The sequence below is a fragment of the Streptomyces sp. T39 genome, assembly GCF_008042045.1.
Classification (GTDB): Bacteria; Actinomycetota; Actinomycetes; order Streptomycetales; family Streptomycetaceae; genus Streptomyces.
On sequence record NZ_RDBP01000012.1, the window covers coordinates 2,168,967 to 2,186,637 of the forward strand.

Here is a 17,671-nt window from a genome sequence, read left to right on the forward strand (position 1 = left end):
TCGGGGAAGGCCGCCAGGGCCGGCGGTCCGGCCGCCGGACCCGCCACCGAGGAGGACCCGCGATGCGCAGCGTGACCTATTCGATGAACGTCTCGCTCGACGGCTGCATCGCCGGCCCGGACGGCGGCTTGGACTGGTCGGGGCCCGACGCGGACGTCTTCCGCTGGTGGATCGACGACATCCGGTCGGTCGGCGTCCACCTGATGGGCCGACGGCTGTACGAGACGATGCTGTACTGGGAGACCGCCGACCGGGACCCCTCGCTCGGCGCCCCCGAGCGCGAATGGACCGCGCTCTGGAAGGCGCTCCCCAAGGTGGTGTTCTCCAGGACGCTCCGGGAGGTGGAGGGCCGTGCCCGGCTTGCCTCCGGCGGCGTGGCGGAGGAGATCGAGCGGTTGCGGGCCGAGCCGGGTGAGGGCGAGATCGCGATCGGGGGCGCGACCCTCGCCGCCGAGGCGGCCGAGGCGGGGCTGATCGACGAGTACCGGGCCATGGTCTACCCGGTGCTGATCGGCGGCGGCATCCCGTTCTTCCCCCGGAGCGAGCGCCGGGTGGATCTCGAACTCCTCGAGACCCGCACCTTCAACTCCAGGGTCGTGTACTTGCGCCACCGCGTGGTGCGGTAGGACGTGTCGCGAAGGCCCTGCCGGGCCCACCGGACGCCCGGCGCACGGGGCCGGGCGTCTCGAAAGCATCACGGATTGCCTACGGTTCGCCGCAGCACCCCGCACATCCGCACCTTCGTGACCACACTCGTCGTGGCGATCATGAAGGACGACCGGGGCCGCCACCCCCCACAGGAGAGGCCCCGGTCGTCGTTCGGACGGGGTGACAGTGGCACCCCGTACTCCTCTCAGCGCCGTGCATGCGTTTTCTGTCACACCGCACCGCGTTGTTAGGTTGTTGCCGGTTGTACTAGGCATGGACGCGCACCCGGAAAAGGCCGTAGCGTGCTGGTTCGCGCAGGGTGGCGCGGCAGTGGTGACCAGCTGTGATGCAGACAGGTATGAGGTAGTGCTGGGGGACGACGCGGAGCTGACCACCGCGGTGCTCGCGGCTCAGGACGGGGACGAGGACGCCTTCCGTACTGTGTACCGCGCCGTGCACCCGCGGCTGATCGGCTATGTACGCACCCTCGTCGGCGATGCGGACGCCGAGGACGTCGCCTCCGAGGCATGGCTCCAGATATCCCGGGACCTGGACCGCTTCAGCGGCGACGCCGACCGCTTCCGCGGCTGGGCCGCCCGGATCGCCCGCAACCGCGCGCTGGACCACATACGGATGCGCGGCCGCCGACCGGCCGTCGGCGGCGACGAGACCGAACTGACCGGGAAGCCCTCCGACTCGGACACCGTCGCCGAGGCGATGGAGTCCATCAGTACCGGCAGCACCATGGCGCTGATAGCCCAGCTCCCGCAGGACCAGGCCGAGGCCGTCGTGCTCCGCGTGGTCGTCGGTCTGGACGCCAAGAGCGCGGCGCAGACCCTCGGCAAGCGGCCCGGCGCCGTACGCACCGCCGCCCACCGGGGACTCAAGCGGCTCGCCGAGCTGCTGGAGAGCGCGCACGGCGCGCCGGTGCCGGTGACCCCGCCCGGCCCCCCGGAACCCCGGCTCGTGGACGGCCCGCCGGCCGGTGACGGCGGTGAACAGCAGGCCGGCGACCTCAACGGACTCCCCCCACAACGCGCCCGCAGCACCGGAGCCCCCACCTCCGCCGGTGTGACGCATTCGCGTACGCGGACGCAGAAGGACATGTGATGGCGGACGAGCGCTACGAGTGGCTTGACAGGGACGCGGCGGAACAGCTGCTGCGTGGCGAACCTGTCGGGGCCGCCGACGAGCACGCCCGTGCGCAGGCGGCCCGGCTGAGCGCCGCACTCCGCGGCGCGGCCGCGTACCGCCACCGCGCCGACGACGGCGAACTGCCCGGCGAGGCGGCCGCCCTGGCGGCCTTCCGCAAGGCGAGGGCCGACACGGCGGATCCGGCGGGCGCCTCGCTCGGCACCATGACCGTCACCCGCGACCACGCACCCGCCCGCGGACTGCGCTTCGGCCGCCCGCTCCGGTTCGGGATCGCGGCGGCGCTCGCGGGCTGTGCGCTCGGCGGCGTCGCGGTCGCGGCGGGCACCGGCGTGCTGCCCACCCCGTTCCACCGTGACCGCACCCCGGCGCCCGCGTCCTCCGTGACGTCGGCCGCGACACCCGGCCCGCTGGAGACGAAGAGCCCGGACGGGCAGCGCGGCGACGGGTTCTCGCTGCCCCCGGCCCCGGTCGGCCCGCCGCCGTCCCCGCCCGCGGCGAGCGGCGGACCCACGCAGGGCTCGCCCGGTGACGGCACCGCCCCCGCCACTCCCGAGGGACCGGGCCGTGACGAGGACACCGGCCCCACGACGCCCGGTTCGTCCCCCGGCAAGGAAACCGACGTACGGCGCAGGATCGTCGAGACGTGCCAGGCGTACCGCAGCGGCCGGATCGACGCCGAGCGCCGCAAGCGGCTGGAGGAACTGGCCGACGGGCCCGACGGGGTGAAGAAGTTCTGCGACCGGGTGCTCGCCGCCGGCTCGTCCGGAGACGGCTGGGGCGACGGCGGCCAGGGCGGCGACGGCTCGTCCGGCGACGGCGACCGTGGTTCCGGTGGCGGGGACTCCAGAAGCGGCTCGGGGAAGGACGGCAGCGGTCTCGTCCCGCCCGTGTCCTTCCGCCCCGCGCCCGAGGCCGTCCCCTCCCGTCCGGTGGACTCCGTGCGGGCCCTGGCGTCGGCCGTGACCGCGCCCCTGCTCTGATCCCTGGGCACTCGCCTCGGCGTTCCGGCGTTCCGGCGTCCCCGTCCCTCCCCGGTCGCGCCCTGTCGTGCCGGGCATCGCGCCGTTCCACGCCCCGGCACGGCCTGCGCCGGGCGGCCGAGTGCGGGTGTGCGCCGGGCGGACGTGCGCGCGGGTGTGCGCCGCAGGGGTGCGGGCGGGGAACCCGGAGACGGGAGAAAGGGCGCGGGCGGGACCGGGGGAACGTGTCCCGCCCGCGCCGGGTGCGCTGAGCCGCAGGTACGGGGGGAACCCCGGCTCTTCGCGCGGCCGATGACCAGTCGGCACTTCATACTGCGCCAGTCGACCGGAAAACGTCACACCTGCCGTGACGGCCCGCGTGTCCCCGGCGGATTTACAGGTCGGATCGTTTCTGCGCGACCCGTGCGTCAGCCCGTGCGGCTACCCGCCCCGCCGCCCGCCGTCCGCCCCGCCGCCCGGCGGACGGACGACGGGCGGGCACGGCGCGCGGACCACCACGCCGTGCCCGCCCGTCGGCGGCTCACCAGTAGATGACGACCTTGTCGCCGGTGCGCACCTGGTCGAAGAGGGCCGCGACGGCGGCCTTGTCCCGGACGTTCACACAGCCGTGCGACGCGCCGTTGTAGCCGCGGGCCGCGAAGTCGGAGGAGTAGTGGACCGCCTGGCCGCCGCTGAAGAACATCGCGTACGGCATGGGAGTGTCGTAGATCGTCGACACGTGGTCGCGGGACTTCCAGCCGACCTTGAACTCGCCCTCACGGGTCGGCGTGTACTGCGAGCCGAACCGGACGTCCATCGTCGACAGCACCTTGCCGTCGATCATCCACGACAGCGTGCGCGTGGTCTTGCTGATGCACATCACGCGGCCTTCCATGCACCGCGGGTCGAGCTTCGCCTTCGGCTTCTCGACGTCCTTGCCGTCGAGCTCCGCACGCGTCGGCTTCGTCGTCATGCCCAGCAGCTTCTGCCAGGTCACCTCGTCCGTGCTGCCGGTCGCGGGCAGCTGCCGCTTGCCCTGGAAGCCCTTGACCGCCGTGGTGGTGACCGGTCCGTACGAGCCCGTCGGCTTGTCGTCGAACCAGCCGATCTGCGCCAGCCGCGCCTGGAGCTCCTTCACCTGCTCGCCCTTCGCGCCGGGCGCCATGAGCACCTTCGCGGGCGGGGCGGAGGAGGACGCGGACGGCGAGGGCGACGCCGACTCCGACGGCGAGGCGGATTCCGACGGCTCGGCCGGCTCCGACGGCGACGCCTCCGGCCCGGGCTGCGAGGTCGTGGGCGCGGCGCTCGGCTTGGCGTCCGTGCCGGCGTCGGTCGCCGCCTGCGCCGTACAGCCGGCGGTCACCGCGGCCACGGTGAGCGCGGCGGCCGCCGCCAGCGTTCTGACCGCGATGTTCTTCCTGAGCATGATCGTCCCCCTTTTTGGTCCTGTGCCTGAAGAGACAGATTTTGCAACGGCCGGGTTGCACGGTCCCGAGCATCATGGGGGTAACAGTTGGGGGACGAGAACGACACGACGCGACGTCCCCGGTCTGTGACACGGGCGTCACGGAGCGGCCGTCGGCTGATCGCGGAGGCACAGGCGGATGACACGTGAGTCCGAGTCGGGGCTGCCGATCGAGCCGGTCTACGGGCCGGACACCGCGGCCGGACGGGACCAGGCCGCACAGCTGGGCGAGCCGGGCGCCTTCCCGTTCACCCGCGGCGTGTACCCCACGATGTACACCGGCCGGCCCTGGACGATGCGGCAGTACGCGGGGTTCGGCACGGCGGTGGAGTCCAACGCCCGCTACAAGGAGCTCATCGCCCACGGCACGACGGGCCTCTCCGTGGCCTTCGACCTTCCGACGCAGATGGGCCACGACTCCGACGCGCCGATCGCGCACGGCGAGGTGGGCAAGGTCGGGGTGGCGGTCGACTCGGTCGACGACATGCGGGTGCTGTTCGACGGGATCCCGCTGGACCGGGTGTCGACGTCGATGACGATCAACGCCCCGGCGGCGCTGCTGCTGCTGATGTACCAGCTGGTGGCGGAGGAGCAGGGCGTGCCGGCGGCGAAGCTGACCGGCACCGTCCAGAACGACGTGCTCAAGGAGTACATCGCCCGGGGGACGTACATCTTCCCGCCCAAGCCGTCGCTGCGGCTGGTCGCGGACATCTTCCGCTACTGCCGGACCGGGATGCCGAAGTGGAACACGATCTCCATCTCGGGCTACCACATGGCGGAGGCCGGAGCCTCGCCCGTGCAGGAGATCGCCTTCACGCTCGCGGACGGCATCGAGTACGTGCGCACCGCCGTGGCCGCGGGCATGGACGTCGACGACTTCGCGCCCCGGCTGTCCTTCTTCTTCGTGGCGCGCACGACGCTGCTGGAGGAGGTGGCGAAGTTCCGCGCGGCCCGGCGGATCTGGGCACGGGTGATGCGGGACGAGTTCGGCGCTCGGGACCCGAAGTCGTGGATGCTGCGCTTCCACACCCAGACCGCCGGGGTGCAGCTCACGGCGCAGCAGCCGGAGGTGAACCTGGTGCGGGTCGCGGTGCAGGGGCTCGCGGCGGTGCTCGGCGGCACCCAGTCGCTGCACACCAACTCCTTCGACGAGGCCATCGCGCTGCCGACGGACAAGTCGGCCCGGCTCGCGCTGCGCACGCAACAGGTGCTGGCGTACGAGACGGACGTGACGGCCACGGTGGACCCGTTCGCCGGCTCGTACGTGGTGGAGGCGATGACCGACGACGTGGAGGCGGCGGCGCTGGCGCTGATGCGGCGGGTGGAGGACATGGGCGGGGCGGTGGCCGCCATCGAGCGGGGCTTCCAGAAGGAGGAGATCGAACGCAACGCCTACCGGATCGCCCGGGAGACGGACGCGGGGGAGCGGGTGGTCGTCGGCGTCAACCGCTTCGCCCTCGACACCGAGGAGCCCTACGAGCCCCTGCGCGTCGATCCCGCCATCGAGGCCCAGCAGGCCGAACGCCTCGCCCGGCTGCGCGCGGACCGCGACGGGCGGGCGGTGGAGCGGGCGCTGACCGCCCTGAAGGAGGCGGCCGCCGGCACGGACAACGTCCTGCCCCCGATGAAGGAGGCACTGCGGGCGCGGGCCACCGTCGGCGAGGTGTGCGGTGCCCTGCGCGAGGTGTGGGGGAGCTACGTGCCCACGGACGCGTACTGACGGACCGGTCCGGCGCACCGGCCCGGGAGGAATCGGAGCGGAAGCCTCCGGAAGTGAGACGGCTGTGCAGGCGCTCGAATCCCTGTGCGACACTCCCGCTCATGCTGGGTGTCACCGATCTGCCGACCTACCTCGTCGGCCTCGTCCTCATCATTCTGCTGCCGGGGCCGAACTCGCTCTACGTGCTCTCCGTCGCCGCCCGTAAGGGCACACGCACCGGATACAAGGCGGCCGCCGGTGTCTTCACCGGCGACACGGTCCTGATGACCCTGGCCGCACTCGGCGCGGCCTCGCTGCTCCAGACCACGCCGGTGCTCTTCATGATCGTGAAGTACGCGGGCGCGGGCTATCTGACCTGGATGGCGATCGGCATGCTGCGCGCCGCCCGGAGCATGTGGCGCTCCCGCGGCGAGGCGCGGGCCGAGGCGGGCGACACCGGACAGCCCGCGGGCCCCGCGGAGAACCCCTACCGCCGCGCCCTGATCATCAGCCTCTTCAACCCGAAGGCGATCCTCTTCCTGATCTCCTTCTTCGTGCAGTTCGTCGACCCGGCCTACGCCTACCCGGCGCTCTCGTTCGTCGTCCTCGGCGGGCTGCTCCAGCTGGGCAGCTTCCTCTACCTGACCACGCTGATCTTCAGCGGCACCCGCCTCGCCGCCGCCTTCCGGCGCCGCAGGAGGCTGTCGGCGGGCGCGACATCGGCCGCGGGTGCGCTCTTCCTCGGCTTCGCGGTGAAGCTGTCGCTCAGCAGCGCGTGAGACGACGCCCCGCGAAGGCGCGGGGCGGCGGCACGGCACCGGGCCGGCGGGTCCACCCGCCGGCCCGGTGCCGTCAGCCTCACCCGCGGACCGCACTCACCGCAGCACCGCCCGCTTGAGATGCCGCGCACGCCGCACCACCCGCCGCACCGCCTCGTTGCGCGGCACCGGGAGCCCTCCCGGCAGGCCGAGCACGGTCAGCCGGCGGCGCTTGAAGTAGCGCAGCGTGCGGGAGTTCAGCGAAGCGGCCAGGAAACGCTCGGCCGCCGGCCGCAGGTCCGGACGGATCTGCGGCTGCATCGCGAAACCGACCGCCTCCAGCAGACCCGTCAGATACGCGTCCGGCGGACCCGGCACGACGGGCGTCCCGGTCTCCAGGTCCGGCACCAGGGCGTCGACGACGGTCAGCGGGACGCGGTTGCTGTTCTGGTAGGGCGTGAGCCGGTCGAGCAGCGGCTCCGTGCCCAGCCGGGCGACCGGGATCCCGTGGAAGGCGGCGGCCGTGAACAGCCCGGTGGAGAAACACCCCGCCACCAGCGACGGACGCAGCTGCCGGTAGAGCACCTCCGCGAGCAGCGGCCGCTCCACCACCGTCAGTTCGACGCCCAGCTCCCGCGCCTCCTCCTCCAGGGTGCGGTTCCAGGAGGCCGGGGCCGTGGGGTGCGGCTTGAAGACCACCCGGCGGTGTCCGTGGGAGGCCACCCCGCGCAGCATCCGCACATGCAGCTGCTCCTCCTCGTCGCGCGTGATGATGTCGAGCGCGGCCAGGTACTGGCCGAGGATCACCGCCGGCCCGTCCCCGGCACCCGCCGGGCCGCCCGGCTCACCGGGCGCGGTACCCGCCGCCACCCCCGGCACCGCGTCCGGGACCGCGTCGGACAGCTCGGCGACCACCTTGACGAACGCTTCGGTGGGCACGACCTCCGGCACGGCGCCGAACTCCGCCAGCAGCAGGGGCCGCAGCCCCGGCACCAGGTCCAGGTGGAGCAGCCGGCGCACCCGCTCGCCCACCAGCGGATCGATCTTGTTGCGGGTGGGGCCGTAGCTCATCAGCCCGTCCGCGTACACGCACAGGGCCGCGTCCGGGAAGAGCTGGGCGACCGCGAGCGCCGGAACCACCTGCACCGACTCCACGGCCAGTTCGACCCGGTCGTCGCCCAGGTCCCACAGCCCGCGCAGGTACCTCTCCCACAGCGGGACGTCGTCGGGACGCGGCGACCAGCCGCCCGGATGGAACGGCGCGATGGCCCCGTTCCACGAGATCACCCCGTCGAAGCGGTCGCGCAGCCGCTCGAAGCCGGGCATCTCGTCCAGCGCCGGCGTGGTCTCGGGCGTGGCCGCGTTGTTGCTGACGAGCAGCAGCCGCCGGTCCGCGGCGGCGAAGCAGCCGCTGTCGAGCGCGGCGGCGACCGTGGCGGCGCCGTAGAGGGAGGAGGCGAAGAAGATCTGGGTGGTGGGCATCAGGCCGCCGCCTCCACGCTCATCGGGGCGGGACGGCGACGCAGCCGGCGCAGCCGGGAAGCGCGCTCGACGTCCATGGAGGCGAGCGCGTCGTCGAGCACCGCCTGCGGCATCCGCCGCAGCGCCGCGGCGCTCATGGCGCGCAGTTTCCGTGCCACCTGCGGTTCGAACCGTTCGATGGAGCCCAGATGATGGGAAATGACGGCGCAATAGGTGCGGACCGCCTTCGGAAGCAGTTTCTCCGCGTCCCGGTCCGCCGCCGTCTCGTCGAGGACCTGATCGAAAGCACGGATGAAATCGAGCTGGCGGATGTCGCCGATCTGCGTCAGGGAGGAGGCGACACCACGCCGGTAGAAGATTCCCAGCCGGCTGATCACCGCGAAGGACTCGGCGTCCCGGTGCAGCCGCCAGATCCACGGCCGGTCCTCCGCGGTGCGCAGTCCGTGCGTGAAATGCAGCAGCCCCTGGTCGGCCAGCCTGCGGTGGTACATCCCGGCCCATGCGAACGGATAGTCGACGCCCGTCGAACGGTCCGCCGGCAGGATCCAGTCCCGCGGCCGCAGCACCTCCCCGCGCGGGCCCACCGGCACCCGGTGCACACTGCGCGCCCGCGCGGTGCACTGCACATGATCGGTGCGCACGAAGTCGCAGCCCAGCTCCTCCAACGGGGCCAGCAGCCCCTCGAAGTGACCCGGCGCCAGCCAGTCGTCGCCGTCGAGGAAGGCGATGTACTCGCCGCGGGCCGCGTCCAGACCGGTGTTGCGCGCGGTGGCCAGCCCCCCGTTCCTTTCGTGCCGGATGAGCCGCGCCCCCGGAATCTGCCGCTCGGCCCGTTCCAGGATCTGAGGCGTCCCGTCCGTCGAGCAGTCGTCGACGAAAAGGAACTCGAAGTCCTCCCGGGCATTCGCCCGCAGGCTTCTGAGTGTGTCGGGGGCGTATGTCTGCACGTTGAAGAACGGCACGATGACGGAGAGCTTGACCACCCGCACGACGCTAGGCGGCGGCTCGTCATTCGCGCTGACGCACAGCGGTATGGCAGGTGAACGCTGGGCGTCGGGGCCCTTAACCGGTCCGGCACCCGGTCCTTTCCCCCGTTCGTAGGTGCGCTGTTAACCCGCTGTTGCAGTCGAGTTGGGCCGTGAAACCACATGCCTTCCTAGCGTCCTCGACGTGCCAACACGTACCAACGAGGCCGTACGGGCAGCCGTACTCGCCGACTCCGACACCCGGTGGAAATGGGGTGCGCTGACCGCACGCCGGATCACCCCCAGCACCTCCGTGGAGCTGAGCGGTTTCCTGCTGCGCGGCCGCGCCACCCCCACCCCGCGCCAGCTCGCCGAGGTCGGCGTCGCCGCCGACGACCTGCGCGAGGTGACCGGGAACGGATTCCTGCGCGAGATCGCGGACGGCTCCTACGACATCGTCGTCCTCGCCCTCGTCGGCGGAGGCGTGCAGGCGATGCTCCACGGCCTCGCCGCCCTCGGCCTCGCCCGCCGGCCCGTCGTCGTCACCGGATACGTCGGCGTCGTCTACGAGAAGCTCTCCGACGGACTGCTGCTGCGGCACGGCGCCGATGTCGTCCTCGCCAACTCCCGCCACGACGCCGAGCGCTTCCGCGCGGTCTACCGCGGGGTCGGTGCCGACCCCGCCGCCGTCACCGAGGCCGCGCTGCCCTTCCTCGGCGGGGCGCCCCACAGCCCCGAGGAGGGCCGCGACACCGTCGTGTTCGCCGCCCAGCCCTCCGTGCCGGACAGCCGCGCCGACCGCACCTACCTGCTGCGCCGGCTCGTCGAGCACGCCCGGCTCCACCCGGGCCGCGAGGTGCTGCTCAAGCTCCGCTCCCGGCCGGGTGAGCACACCACGCACCTGGAGGAACTGCCCTACCAGAAGCTGGCGCAGAAGCTGCCCGGCGGCCTGCCGCCCAACTTCCGCCTGGTGTACGGGAACATGGGCGAGGTCCTGGACCGCACCGACCTGCTGGTCACCGTCTCCTCGACCGCCGCGCTCGAATCCCTGCACCGGTCGATCCCCACCGCGGTCCTCACCGACCTCGGTGTCCGCGAGCCGCTCGGCAACCACCACTTCCTCGGCTCGGGCCTGCTCACCTCCTGGGACCGGCTCGACGGCGGCCACCGGCCCGTCCCGGACCCCGACTGGCTCGCGCGCCAGGGCGTCGCCGCCGACGGGGCGTACGAGAGGGCCTTCGACGAGGCCCGCCACCGGGTCGCCGAACTGCTGCTCGCCGCCGAACGGCCGCCCCTCGCCCCGTACTACACGCCGGCCACCGCCCCCGGCTACCTGCCGCCGCTCCTCGCCCGCCACCACCTCGCGCCCGACGGCACCCCGCTGCCGGGCACCGCCCCCGCGGCCGCGCCCACCGGCATCCGGCGCGTGGTGCGCGAGGCGGTCCGCGAGGCAGCCCGCGGCGCCTACCGCCACGGTGTGCAGCGCGTCGCCCCGGTGATCCGGCGGATGGGCGAGCTGTGACGACCGCCGGCCCCGCGCACCCGCGCGCCGTCCCGGCCGCCGGCGTCCGTCACCCGGCCGCCCACGGCACCGCCGTCGTCCACGCCGTCCCCGTCGTCCCCGCACTGGAGCCCCGATGAACGTACTCGCCGTGATCCCCGCCCGGGGCGGCTCGAAGGGCGTCCCCGCCAAGAACCTGGCACCCGTCGCCGGGGTGCCGCTCGTCGGCCGGGCCGTGCGCGCCTGCCTCGACGCCCCGCTGGTGACGCACGTCGCCGTCTCCACCGACGACGCCGACATCGCCGCCGCCGCCCGCGCGGCGGGCGCCGACGTCGTCCTGCGGCCCGCCGCCATCGCCGGCGACACCGCCACCAGCGAGTCGGCCGTCCTCCACGCCATGGACACCCACGAGACGGTCCACGGCACCCCCGTCGACGTCGTCCTGCTCGTCCAGTGCACCAGCCCCTTCCTGACCCGCGACGACGTCGACGGCGTGGCCCGCGCCGTCGCCGAGGACGGCGCCGACACCGCCGTCACCGTCGCCCCGTTCCACGGCTTCGTCTGGCGCGAGGACGACGCGGCGGACGGCGCCGGGGAGGGCGTCAACCACGACCGGTCCTTCCGGCCCCGCCGCCAGGACCGCCCCCAGGACTTCCTGGAGACCGGAGCCGCCTACGCGATGGACGCGGCCGGCTTCCGGGAGGCGGGTCACCGCTTCTTCGGCCGCACCGCGCTCGTGCGCACCGACCCCGCCCGGGTGCTGGAGGTCGACGACCCGCACGACCTCGCCCGGGCCCGGGCGCTCGCGCCGCTGCTCGACACCGCCGCGCTGCCCACCCACGAGGACGTCGACGCCGTCGTCCTCGACTTCGACGGCACCCAGACCGACGACCGCGTCCTCATCGACGCCGACGGCCGCGAGATCGTCGCCGTGCACCGCGGCGACGGACTCGGCGTGGCACGGCTGCGCGGGGCCGGGCTGGAACTGCTGATCCTGTCCACCGAGCAGAACCCCGTCGTCGCCGCCCGCGCCCGCAAGCTCCAGGTCCCCGTCCTGCACGGCATCGACCGCAAGGACATCGCCCTGAAGCAGTGGTGCGACGAACGCGGCATCGCCCCCGAGCGGGTGCTCTACGTCGGCAACGACGTCAACGACCTCCCGTGCTTCCACCTCGCCGGCTGGCCCGTGGCCGTGGCGAGCGCGCACGACTCCGTACGGGCCGCCGCGCGTGCCGTCACCGCCACGCCCGGAGGCGAGGGCGCGATCCGCGAGATCGCCGCCTGGCTCCTCGGCCCGCACCTCGACACCCCTGAGACCGCCCGCACGTCCCCCTCCTCCGAGAAGTAAGGAAACACCCCCATGAGCACCACCCGTCTGCGCACCTTCGGCACCAAGACCGCGGGCCCCGGCCGGCCCGTCTACATCACCGGCGAGATCGGCATCAACCACAACGGTGACCTGGACAACGCGTTCAAGCTGATCGACGCCGCCGCGGACGCCGGCTGCGACGCGGTCAAGTTCCAGAAGCGCACCCCCGAGATCTGCACCCCGCGCGACCAGTGGGACATCGAGCGCGACACGCCGTGGGGCCGGATGACGTACATCGACTACCGCCACCGGGTCGAGTTCGGCGAGGACGAGTACCGCGCGATCGACGAGTACTGCCGCCGCCGCGGCATCGACTGGTTCGCCTCCCCGTGGGACACCGAGGCCGTCGCCTTCCTGGAGAAGTTCGACGTCCCCGCCCACAAGGTCGCCTCCGCGTCCCTCACCGACGACGAGCTGCTGCGCGCCCTGCGCGCGACCGGGCGCACCGTCATCCTCTCCACCGGCATGTCGACGCCGAAGCAGATCCGCCACGCCGTCGAGGTCCTCGGCAGCGAGAACATCCTGCTCTGCCACGCCACCTCGACGTACCCGGCGAAGGCCGAGGAGCTCAACCTGCGCGTCATCAACACGCTCCAGGCCGAGTACCCCAACGTCCCGATCGGCTACTCCGGCCACGAGACCGGCCTCCAGACCACCCTCGCCGCCGTCGCCCTCGGCGCCACGTTCGTCGAGCGCCACATCACCCTGGACCGTGCCATGTGGGGCTCCGACCAGGCCGCCTCGGTCGAGCCCCAGGGCCTCGCCCGCCTGGTGCGCGACATCCGCGTGGTCGAGGAGTCCCTCGGCGACGGCGTGAAGAAGGTCTACGACAGCGAGCTCGGCCCGATGAAGAAGCTCCGCCGCTTCGCGGGCGTCGTCGCCGAGGCGGGCGACCGCGAACCGGCCACCGTCTGACCCCGGCCCCCCGGGGGCCGGTCACCCGGCCCCCGCCCGTCCGGGCACACCCGCGCGCCGCACGCGCCAGGGCGCACCGCACGCAGCGCACGGGCCCCACGCACGGCGTGGCGCACCCCGTGCCGCCAGGCGCACCGCACGACCCCGCCGCAGGTTGCGGCCCCGCACCCGCCAGGGTGCATCGCACCACATGCCGCGTGGCGCGCCCCGCGCCGCCAGGCGCACCGCACCACCCGCGCCGCCGAGCGCAGCCCCGCCCCCAGCGGGGGCACCACTGCGCGTGCGGCAGGCGCACCGACCTGCGCTCCCCCCGGGGCGCACGTACTCCCGCCGTGAGGCGCGACCGCACCCGCCAGAGTGCACCGGCCCCACGCGCCGCGAGGCGCACCCCGTGCCGCCAGGCACAGGAACGACCCGCACCGCACCACCCGCGCCGCCAGGCGCGACCCCGCACCCGCCAGGGYGCACCGCACCACCCGCCCCCCGGGGCGCACCGCACCACCCGCGCCGCCAGGCGCGACCCCGCACCCGCCAGGGTGCACCGGCCCCACGCGCCGCGGGGCGCACCGCGCCATCCCGCGCCGCCAGGCGCGACCCCGCACCCGCCAGGGCGCACCGCACCACCCCCCCGCCCGACGCGCGCCCGCCAGGGCGCCCACCCCCTCAGGAATCACGAGGTGAATCCCAGTGAATCTCGCCTTCGTCGAGAGCCCGGTCCAGCTTCTGAACACCCTGGAGTGGGCCTACGCCGAGGGGACCCCGGCCGACTCGCTGACCGTGGTCGTCCTGTCTCCCACCGACCCCATGTCGCGCGGCCAGCTGCGGCGGATGGCGGAGCTCGCCCGTGACGAGGGGTTCGCCGTCCGCTGGCAGGAGGCGCGGGGCGGTGCCGGTGCGCCGCTGCGGACGGTCCGGGAGCTCGGGCCGATGCTGCGCACGGCCGAGCGGATCGTCATAGGCGACCCGTTCTCCCGCTACGTCCAGCTGCTGCTGACGCTCGTCGGCGGCCGGGACCTGACCGTGGTGGACGACGGCACGGCCACCATGGAGTTCGTCGCCCAGATCGCGCGGGGCGAGCAGCTGGTGCGCTGGCACCGGCGCGGCGGCCGGCGCGGGCCGCGCGAACTGGTGCTCGCGCCCGTCACGTTCGCGGCCCGCAAGCGGCTCACCCCGGCGCCCGGCCGCCCGGTCGAGGTCTTCACCTCGATGCCGGTCGAGCCGCCGCCCGGTGTCGAGGTGACCCCGAACGAGTACGCCTGGACCCGTGCGCGCTTCGGGCCGCCCCTGCTCACCCGGGGAGCCGACATGGTCGGCACCTCGCTCGTGGAGACGGGTGTCGTCGGCCCGGAGCAGTACCTCGACGCCGTCGAGGGACTGGCCCGCACCCACGGGGCCACCCGTTACTTCGCGCACCGCAGGGAGAGCCCGGACAAACTGCACCGGCTCGCCTCCGTGACGGGACTGGAGATCGTCCGGCCGGACCTCCCGCTGGAGCTGATCGCCCGCCGCGGCCCGATCGGCGAGTCCGTCCTCAGCTTCCCGTCGACGGTCGTCCACACCCTGCCGCTCGCGCTCGCCGGCACCGGGATCACGGTCGCGGTGTGCGACATCGCACCCGAATGGCTCAGGGAGACCGCCTCGCCGCGGGCCCGGGGCTTCCTGGCCGTCGTCACCGGCACGGCACGCGGCGTGCACCGGCTGGCCGCACCCGCTTGAAGGGACGGCGCGTGAACCGGGGCGTGAAACACACCACGGCCTGCGGCCCGGCTCCGCACCCGGATCGGGCCTCCGCGACCGCACCCACGGCCCCGCACCACCACCCCCGGAAAAAGGGACTGAGTTTACCCATCACCCACCGCGACCATGCCCCTGCGTGAGCGCTTTCTTCGCCTATGAGGATGATCTTTTGTTGATCGCAAGACAGCCGACCCGCTCGGGGGCATAACCTTCACTGGGTGAACCAGTTGATGTCCCGCGAGTCCGAAGAAGCCGAACGACCCGGCGCAGACGAGCTGCCCGGCACGAGCGACGTGCCGGGCGACGACACCGTGCCCGGCAGGCTGACCGAGCCGCTGCGTTCGGAGCTCATCGCCTTCCGGCGTGACCTCCACATGCACCCCGAGCTCGGGAACCAGGAATTCCGTACGACGGCGGCCATCAAGGCGCGCCTGGAGGCGGCCGGTCTGCAGCCGCGCGTACTCGCCATGGGCACCGGACTCGTCTGTGACATCGGCACCGGTTCCCCCGAGGCCCAGGGCCGCCCGCTGTTCGCGATCCGCGCCGACATCGACGCCCTGCCCATCCCGGACACCAAGACCGGCGTCCCCTACCGGTCCACCGTGCCCGACCGGGCCCACGCCTGCGGGCACGACGTGCACACCACCGCCGCGCTCGGCGCCGGGATCGTGCTGGCCGACCTCGACCGCAGGGGCCTGCTGACCCAGCCGGTGCGGCTGATCTTCCAGCCGGCCGAGGAGGTCCTGCCCGGCGGCGCGACCGACGGGATCCTCGACGGCGTCCTCGACGGCGTCGGCATGATCATCGCCGTGCACTGCGACCCCAAGGTCGACGCCGGCCGCATCGGCCTGCGCGCCGGGCCGATCACCTCTGCCTGCGACCGCCTGGAGGTCACGCTCGACGGCCCGGGGGGCCACACCGCGCGTCCTCATCTGACGACGGACATGGTCACCGCCGCCGCCCGGGTCGCCACCGACGTCCCGGCGCTGCTCGCGCGGCGGGTCGACGCCCGCTCGGGTCTCTCGGTCACCTGGGGCCGCATCGAATCGGGACACGCCCCCAACGTCATCCCCCAGCACGCCGAACTGTCCGGCACCGTGCGCTGCCTCGACCTGGAGGCGTGGCGCGAGGCGCCCGACCTGGTGCACGCGGCGATCGACGAGATCGCCACCCTGCACCGGGCCAAGTCCCAGATCGACTACGTCCGCGGCGTCCCGCCGGTCGTCAACGACCCGGGCGTCACCGAGCTGCTGCGCGACGCGCACGCGGCGCGGCGCGGACCGTATGCGATCGAGGACACCGAACAGAGCCTCGGCGGCGAGGACTTCTCCTGGTACCTGGAGCACGTCCCGGGCGCGATGGCCCGTCTCGGCGTGCGCCCGCCGGGCGACACGAGGACCCGCGACCTGCACCGCGGCGACTTCGACGTCGACGAGGAGGCCATCACCGCGGGCGTGGAGCTGTTCACGGCCGCCGCGCTGATCGACGGCCGCAGGCGGTACTGACCTCCGGGAGCGCGCCCTCTCCGCCGCGACCCGCCGAGGCGTCGGCCGCCGCGACGCGCCCGACACGCCGGGGCGCGGCGGAGAGGTGACCGCACGTGGCACGCCGTGCAAGGTGCGTGGCTTGTTCGCGACGATCCGATAACGACTGATGAACGGGTCTTTAACTGACATCTACGCGCGTTACGATCGCCGCGAACCCAGCGCCGGAAGTGGCGCTTTCGGTCAGGTTTTAAGGAGCCTCCCAGTGCGCCGGATCACCAGGATCGCCACCGCGGGCATCGCGTCCGCGGCTCTCGCACTGTCTGTCACCGCGTGTGGCAGCGACTCGTCGTCCGGCTCTTCGAGCTCGGACGACAACGGCGGCAAGGCCGCCATCGCCTATGACATCGGTGGGCGAGGCGACCAGTCGTTCAACGACGCCGCCTACGCCGGTCTGGTCAAGGCGGAGAAGGAACTCGACGTCAAGGGCACCGAGGCGGAGCCCAGCGAGGGCGAGGGCGACCCCGACAAGGTCCAGCGCCTCACCTCGCTCGCCCGTGCCGACAACAACCCGGTGATCGGCGTCGGCTTCGCCTACGCGCCGGCGGTCGCCGAGGTCGCCCCGAAGTTCAAGGACACCACCTTCGGCATCGTCGACGACACGTCGAAGACCGGACCGAACATCGCCAACCTGGTGTTCAACGAGGAGCAGGGCTCCTACCTGGCCGGCGTCGCCGCCGCCAAGGTGACCAAGACCAACACGGTCGGCTTCATCGGCGGTGTCGAGACCCCGCTGATCAAGAAGTTCGAGGCCGGCTTCGTCCAGGGCGTCAAGGACACCAAGGCGGGCGTCAACGTCAAGGTCCAGTACCTGACGCAGCCGCCGGACTTCGGTGGCTTCTCCAAGCCCGACCTCGGCAAGGCCGCCGCGCAGGGCCAGCTCGACGCGGGCGCCGACGTGATCTACGCCGCCGCCGGTCTCGCCGGTGCGGGCGCCATCGAGGCCACCGCCAAGGCGGGCAAGTGGGCCATCGGCGTCGACTCGGACCAGTACAACCAGAAGGGTCTGGCCGCCTACAAGGACCGGATCCTGACCTCGGTCACCAAGAACGTCTCCGGTGCCGTGTTCAACCTGATCAAGTCGGTCCAGGACGGCAAGCCGCAGACCGGTGAGATCCGCTACGGCCTCGAGGACGACGGCGTCGCGCTGGCCAAGTCGAACCCGGCCTTCACCTCGATGACCGACGTCATCACCGCGGTGGACAAGGCCAAGGAAGAGATCATCGCCGGCACGATCCAGGTCAAGACCGCGCCGTAAGGCGGTCTCGCACCGGACTCCCCGGAGCGCCTCGCGTCATCCGGAGGCCGTACGGAAACCGGGCCCGGTGGGCGGCGGACAACCGCCGCCCACCGGGCCCGGACCGAAGTTCTGGCCACCGGTTTCTGTCATTCGGCATTGCTACGCGCGTAGACACCTCTCCGGCGCGATAACTTCGCCCCGCCCCCTGCCCGCCGAGCCACCCTGCCCTCCTGC

The 17,671-nt window shown here is 73.1% G+C and carries 15 protein-coding genes; 12 read left to right on the top strand and 3 right to left on the bottom strand.

Features of this window, described 5'->3' with window-relative positions; translation table 11 throughout:
- The first annotated feature begins 62 nt into the window (after positions 1-62).
- The 3 genes from EAO77_RS10880 to EAO77_RS10890 all read left to right on the top strand — a co-directional run bounded on the left by EAO77_RS10880 (position 63) and on the right by EAO77_RS10890 (position 2,783).
- The gene (locus tag EAO77_RS10880) at positions 63-626 is read left to right on the top strand and encodes a dihydrofolate reductase family protein (RefSeq protein WP_147987800.1); all 564 of its coding nucleotides are present in this window, start codon (positions 63-65) and stop codon (positions 624-626) included.
- 388 nt (positions 627-1,014) lie between these two features.
- The gene (locus tag EAO77_RS10885; protein WP_147987801.1) at positions 1,015-1,758 is read left to right on the top strand and encodes an RNA polymerase sigma factor; all 744 of its coding nucleotides are present in this window, start codon (positions 1,015-1,017) and stop codon (positions 1,756-1,758) included.
- Entirely contained in the window at positions 1,758-2,783 is a 1,026-nt protein-coding gene (locus EAO77_RS10890; protein WP_147987802.1) for a hypothetical protein, read from the top strand. Before EAO77_RS10885 ends, EAO77_RS10890 begins: the two co-directional genes overlap by 1 nt.
- A 520-nt stretch (positions 2,784-3,303) precedes the next feature.
- On the opposite strand, the gene EAO77_RS10895 is transcribed toward EAO77_RS10890, so the two are convergent.
- Positions 3,304-4,188, bottom strand: coding sequence for a L,D-transpeptidase family protein (locus EAO77_RS10895; protein WP_147987803.1), 885 nt, complete (start codon positions 4,186-4,188; stop codon positions 3,304-3,306).
- A gap of 178 nt (positions 4,189-4,366) precedes the next feature.
- Between EAO77_RS10895 and EAO77_RS10900 the strand changes: the two genes are divergently transcribed.
- Together EAO77_RS10900 and leuE are read left to right on the top strand one after the other, a co-directional pair.
- Positions 4,367-5,947 (top strand): methylmalonyl-CoA mutase, encoded by a 1,581-nt coding sequence (locus EAO77_RS10900; RefSeq protein WP_147987804.1) that lies wholly within the window; start codon positions 4,367-4,369, stop codon positions 5,945-5,947.
- Between the two features lie 101 nt (positions 5,948-6,048).
- Positions 6,049-6,705, top strand: a complete 657-nt coding sequence (leuE, locus tag EAO77_RS10905) for a leucine efflux protein LeuE (RefSeq protein WP_147987805.1) — start codon at positions 6,049-6,051, stop codon at positions 6,703-6,705.
- Between the two features lie 96 nt (positions 6,706-6,801).
- Here leuE and EAO77_RS10910 read toward each other — a convergent pair whose 3' ends face one another.
- Positions 6,802-8,166 carry a polysialyltransferase family glycosyltransferase gene (locus tag EAO77_RS10910; protein WP_147987806.1) on the bottom strand — a complete coding sequence of 455 codons (1,365 nt, stop codon included), beginning with the start codon at positions 8,164-8,166 and terminating at the stop codon, positions 6,802-6,804.
- Complete coding sequence (locus EAO77_RS10915) at positions 8,166-9,149, bottom strand: glycosyltransferase family 2 protein (protein ID WP_147987807.1); 984 nt, start codon at positions 9,147-9,149, stop codon at positions 8,166-8,168. The genes EAO77_RS10910 and EAO77_RS10915 overlap by 1 nt, the downstream gene beginning before the upstream one ends.
- Positions 9,150-9,336: 187 nt before the next feature.
- On the opposite strand from EAO77_RS10915, the gene EAO77_RS10920 reads away from it, so the two are divergent.
- The 7 genes from EAO77_RS10920 to EAO77_RS10945 all read left to right on the top strand — a co-directional run bounded on the left by EAO77_RS10920 (position 9,337) and on the right by EAO77_RS10945 (position 17,455).
- On the top strand, positions 9,337-10,653 hold the full coding sequence (locus EAO77_RS10920) for a DUF6716 putative glycosyltransferase (RefSeq protein WP_147987808.1): 1,317 nt from the start codon (positions 9,337-9,339) through the stop codon (positions 10,651-10,653).
- Complete coding sequence (locus tag EAO77_RS39925) at positions 10,650-10,772, top strand: hypothetical protein (protein ID WP_261993861.1); 123 nt, start codon at positions 10,650-10,652, stop codon at positions 10,770-10,772. Before EAO77_RS10920 ends, EAO77_RS39925 begins: the two co-directional genes overlap by 4 nt.
- Positions 10,769-11,980, top strand: a complete 1,212-nt coding sequence (locus tag EAO77_RS10925) for an acylneuraminate cytidylyltransferase (protein ID WP_147987809.1) — start codon at positions 10,769-10,771, stop codon at positions 11,978-11,980. Before EAO77_RS39925 ends, EAO77_RS10925 begins: the two co-directional genes overlap by 4 nt.
- 12 nt (positions 11,981-11,992) lie before the next feature.
- Positions 11,993-12,916 carry an N-acetylneuraminate synthase family protein gene (locus EAO77_RS10930; RefSeq protein WP_147987810.1) on the top strand — a complete coding sequence of 308 codons (924 nt, stop codon included), beginning with the start codon at positions 11,993-11,995 and terminating at the stop codon, positions 12,914-12,916.
- Positions 12,917-13,603: 687 nt separating this feature from the next.
- Positions 13,604-14,632 carry a hypothetical protein gene (locus tag EAO77_RS10935; protein WP_147987811.1) on the top strand — a complete coding sequence of 343 codons (1,029 nt, stop codon included), beginning with the start codon at positions 13,604-13,606 and terminating at the stop codon, positions 14,630-14,632.
- Between the two features lie 251 nt (positions 14,633-14,883).
- Positions 14,884-16,158 (top strand): amidohydrolase, encoded by a 1,275-nt coding sequence (locus EAO77_RS10940; protein WP_147989075.1) that lies wholly within the window; start codon positions 14,884-14,886, stop codon positions 16,156-16,158.
- 244 nt (positions 16,159-16,402) lie between these two features.
- Positions 16,403-17,455, top strand: coding sequence for a BMP family protein (locus EAO77_RS10945; protein ID WP_147987812.1), 1,053 nt, complete (start codon positions 16,403-16,405; stop codon positions 17,453-17,455).
- Positions 17,456-17,671 lie beyond the last annotated feature (216 nt).

Bases quoted from the DNA above. Each gene is read 5' to 3' on its own strand.
- EAO77_RS10925 (WP_147987809.1), top strand. From the start codon at position 10,769: ATGAACGTACTCGCCGTGATCCCCGCCCGGGGCGGCTCGAAGGGCGTC.
- EAO77_RS10910 (WP_147987806.1), bottom strand. From the start codon at position 8,166: ATGCCCACCACCCAGATCTTCTTCGCCTCCTCCCTCTACGGCGCCGCC.
- EAO77_RS10900 (WP_147987804.1), top strand. From the start codon at position 4,367: ATGACACGTGAGTCCGAGTCGGGGCTGCCGATCGAGCCGGTCTACGGG.
- EAO77_RS10890 (WP_147987802.1), top strand. From the start codon at position 1,758: ATGGCGGACGAGCGCTACGAGTGGCTTGACAGGGACGCGGCGGAACAG.
- leuE (WP_147987805.1), top strand. From the start codon at position 6,049: ATGCTGGGTGTCACCGATCTGCCGACCTACCTCGTCGGCCTCGTCCTC.
- EAO77_RS10895 (WP_147987803.1), bottom strand. From the start codon at position 4,188: ATGCTCAGGAAGAACATCGCGGTCAGAACGCTGGCGGCGGCCGCCGCG.
- EAO77_RS10940 (WP_147989075.1), top strand. From the start codon at position 14,884: ATGTCCCGCGAGTCCGAAGAAGCCGAACGACCCGGCGCAGACGAGCTG.
- EAO77_RS10880 (WP_147987800.1), top strand. From the start codon at position 63: ATGCGCAGCGTGACCTATTCGATGAACGTCTCGCTCGACGGCTGCATC.
- EAO77_RS10930 (WP_147987810.1), top strand. From the start codon at position 11,993: ATGAGCACCACCCGTCTGCGCACCTTCGGCACCAAGACCGCGGGCCCC.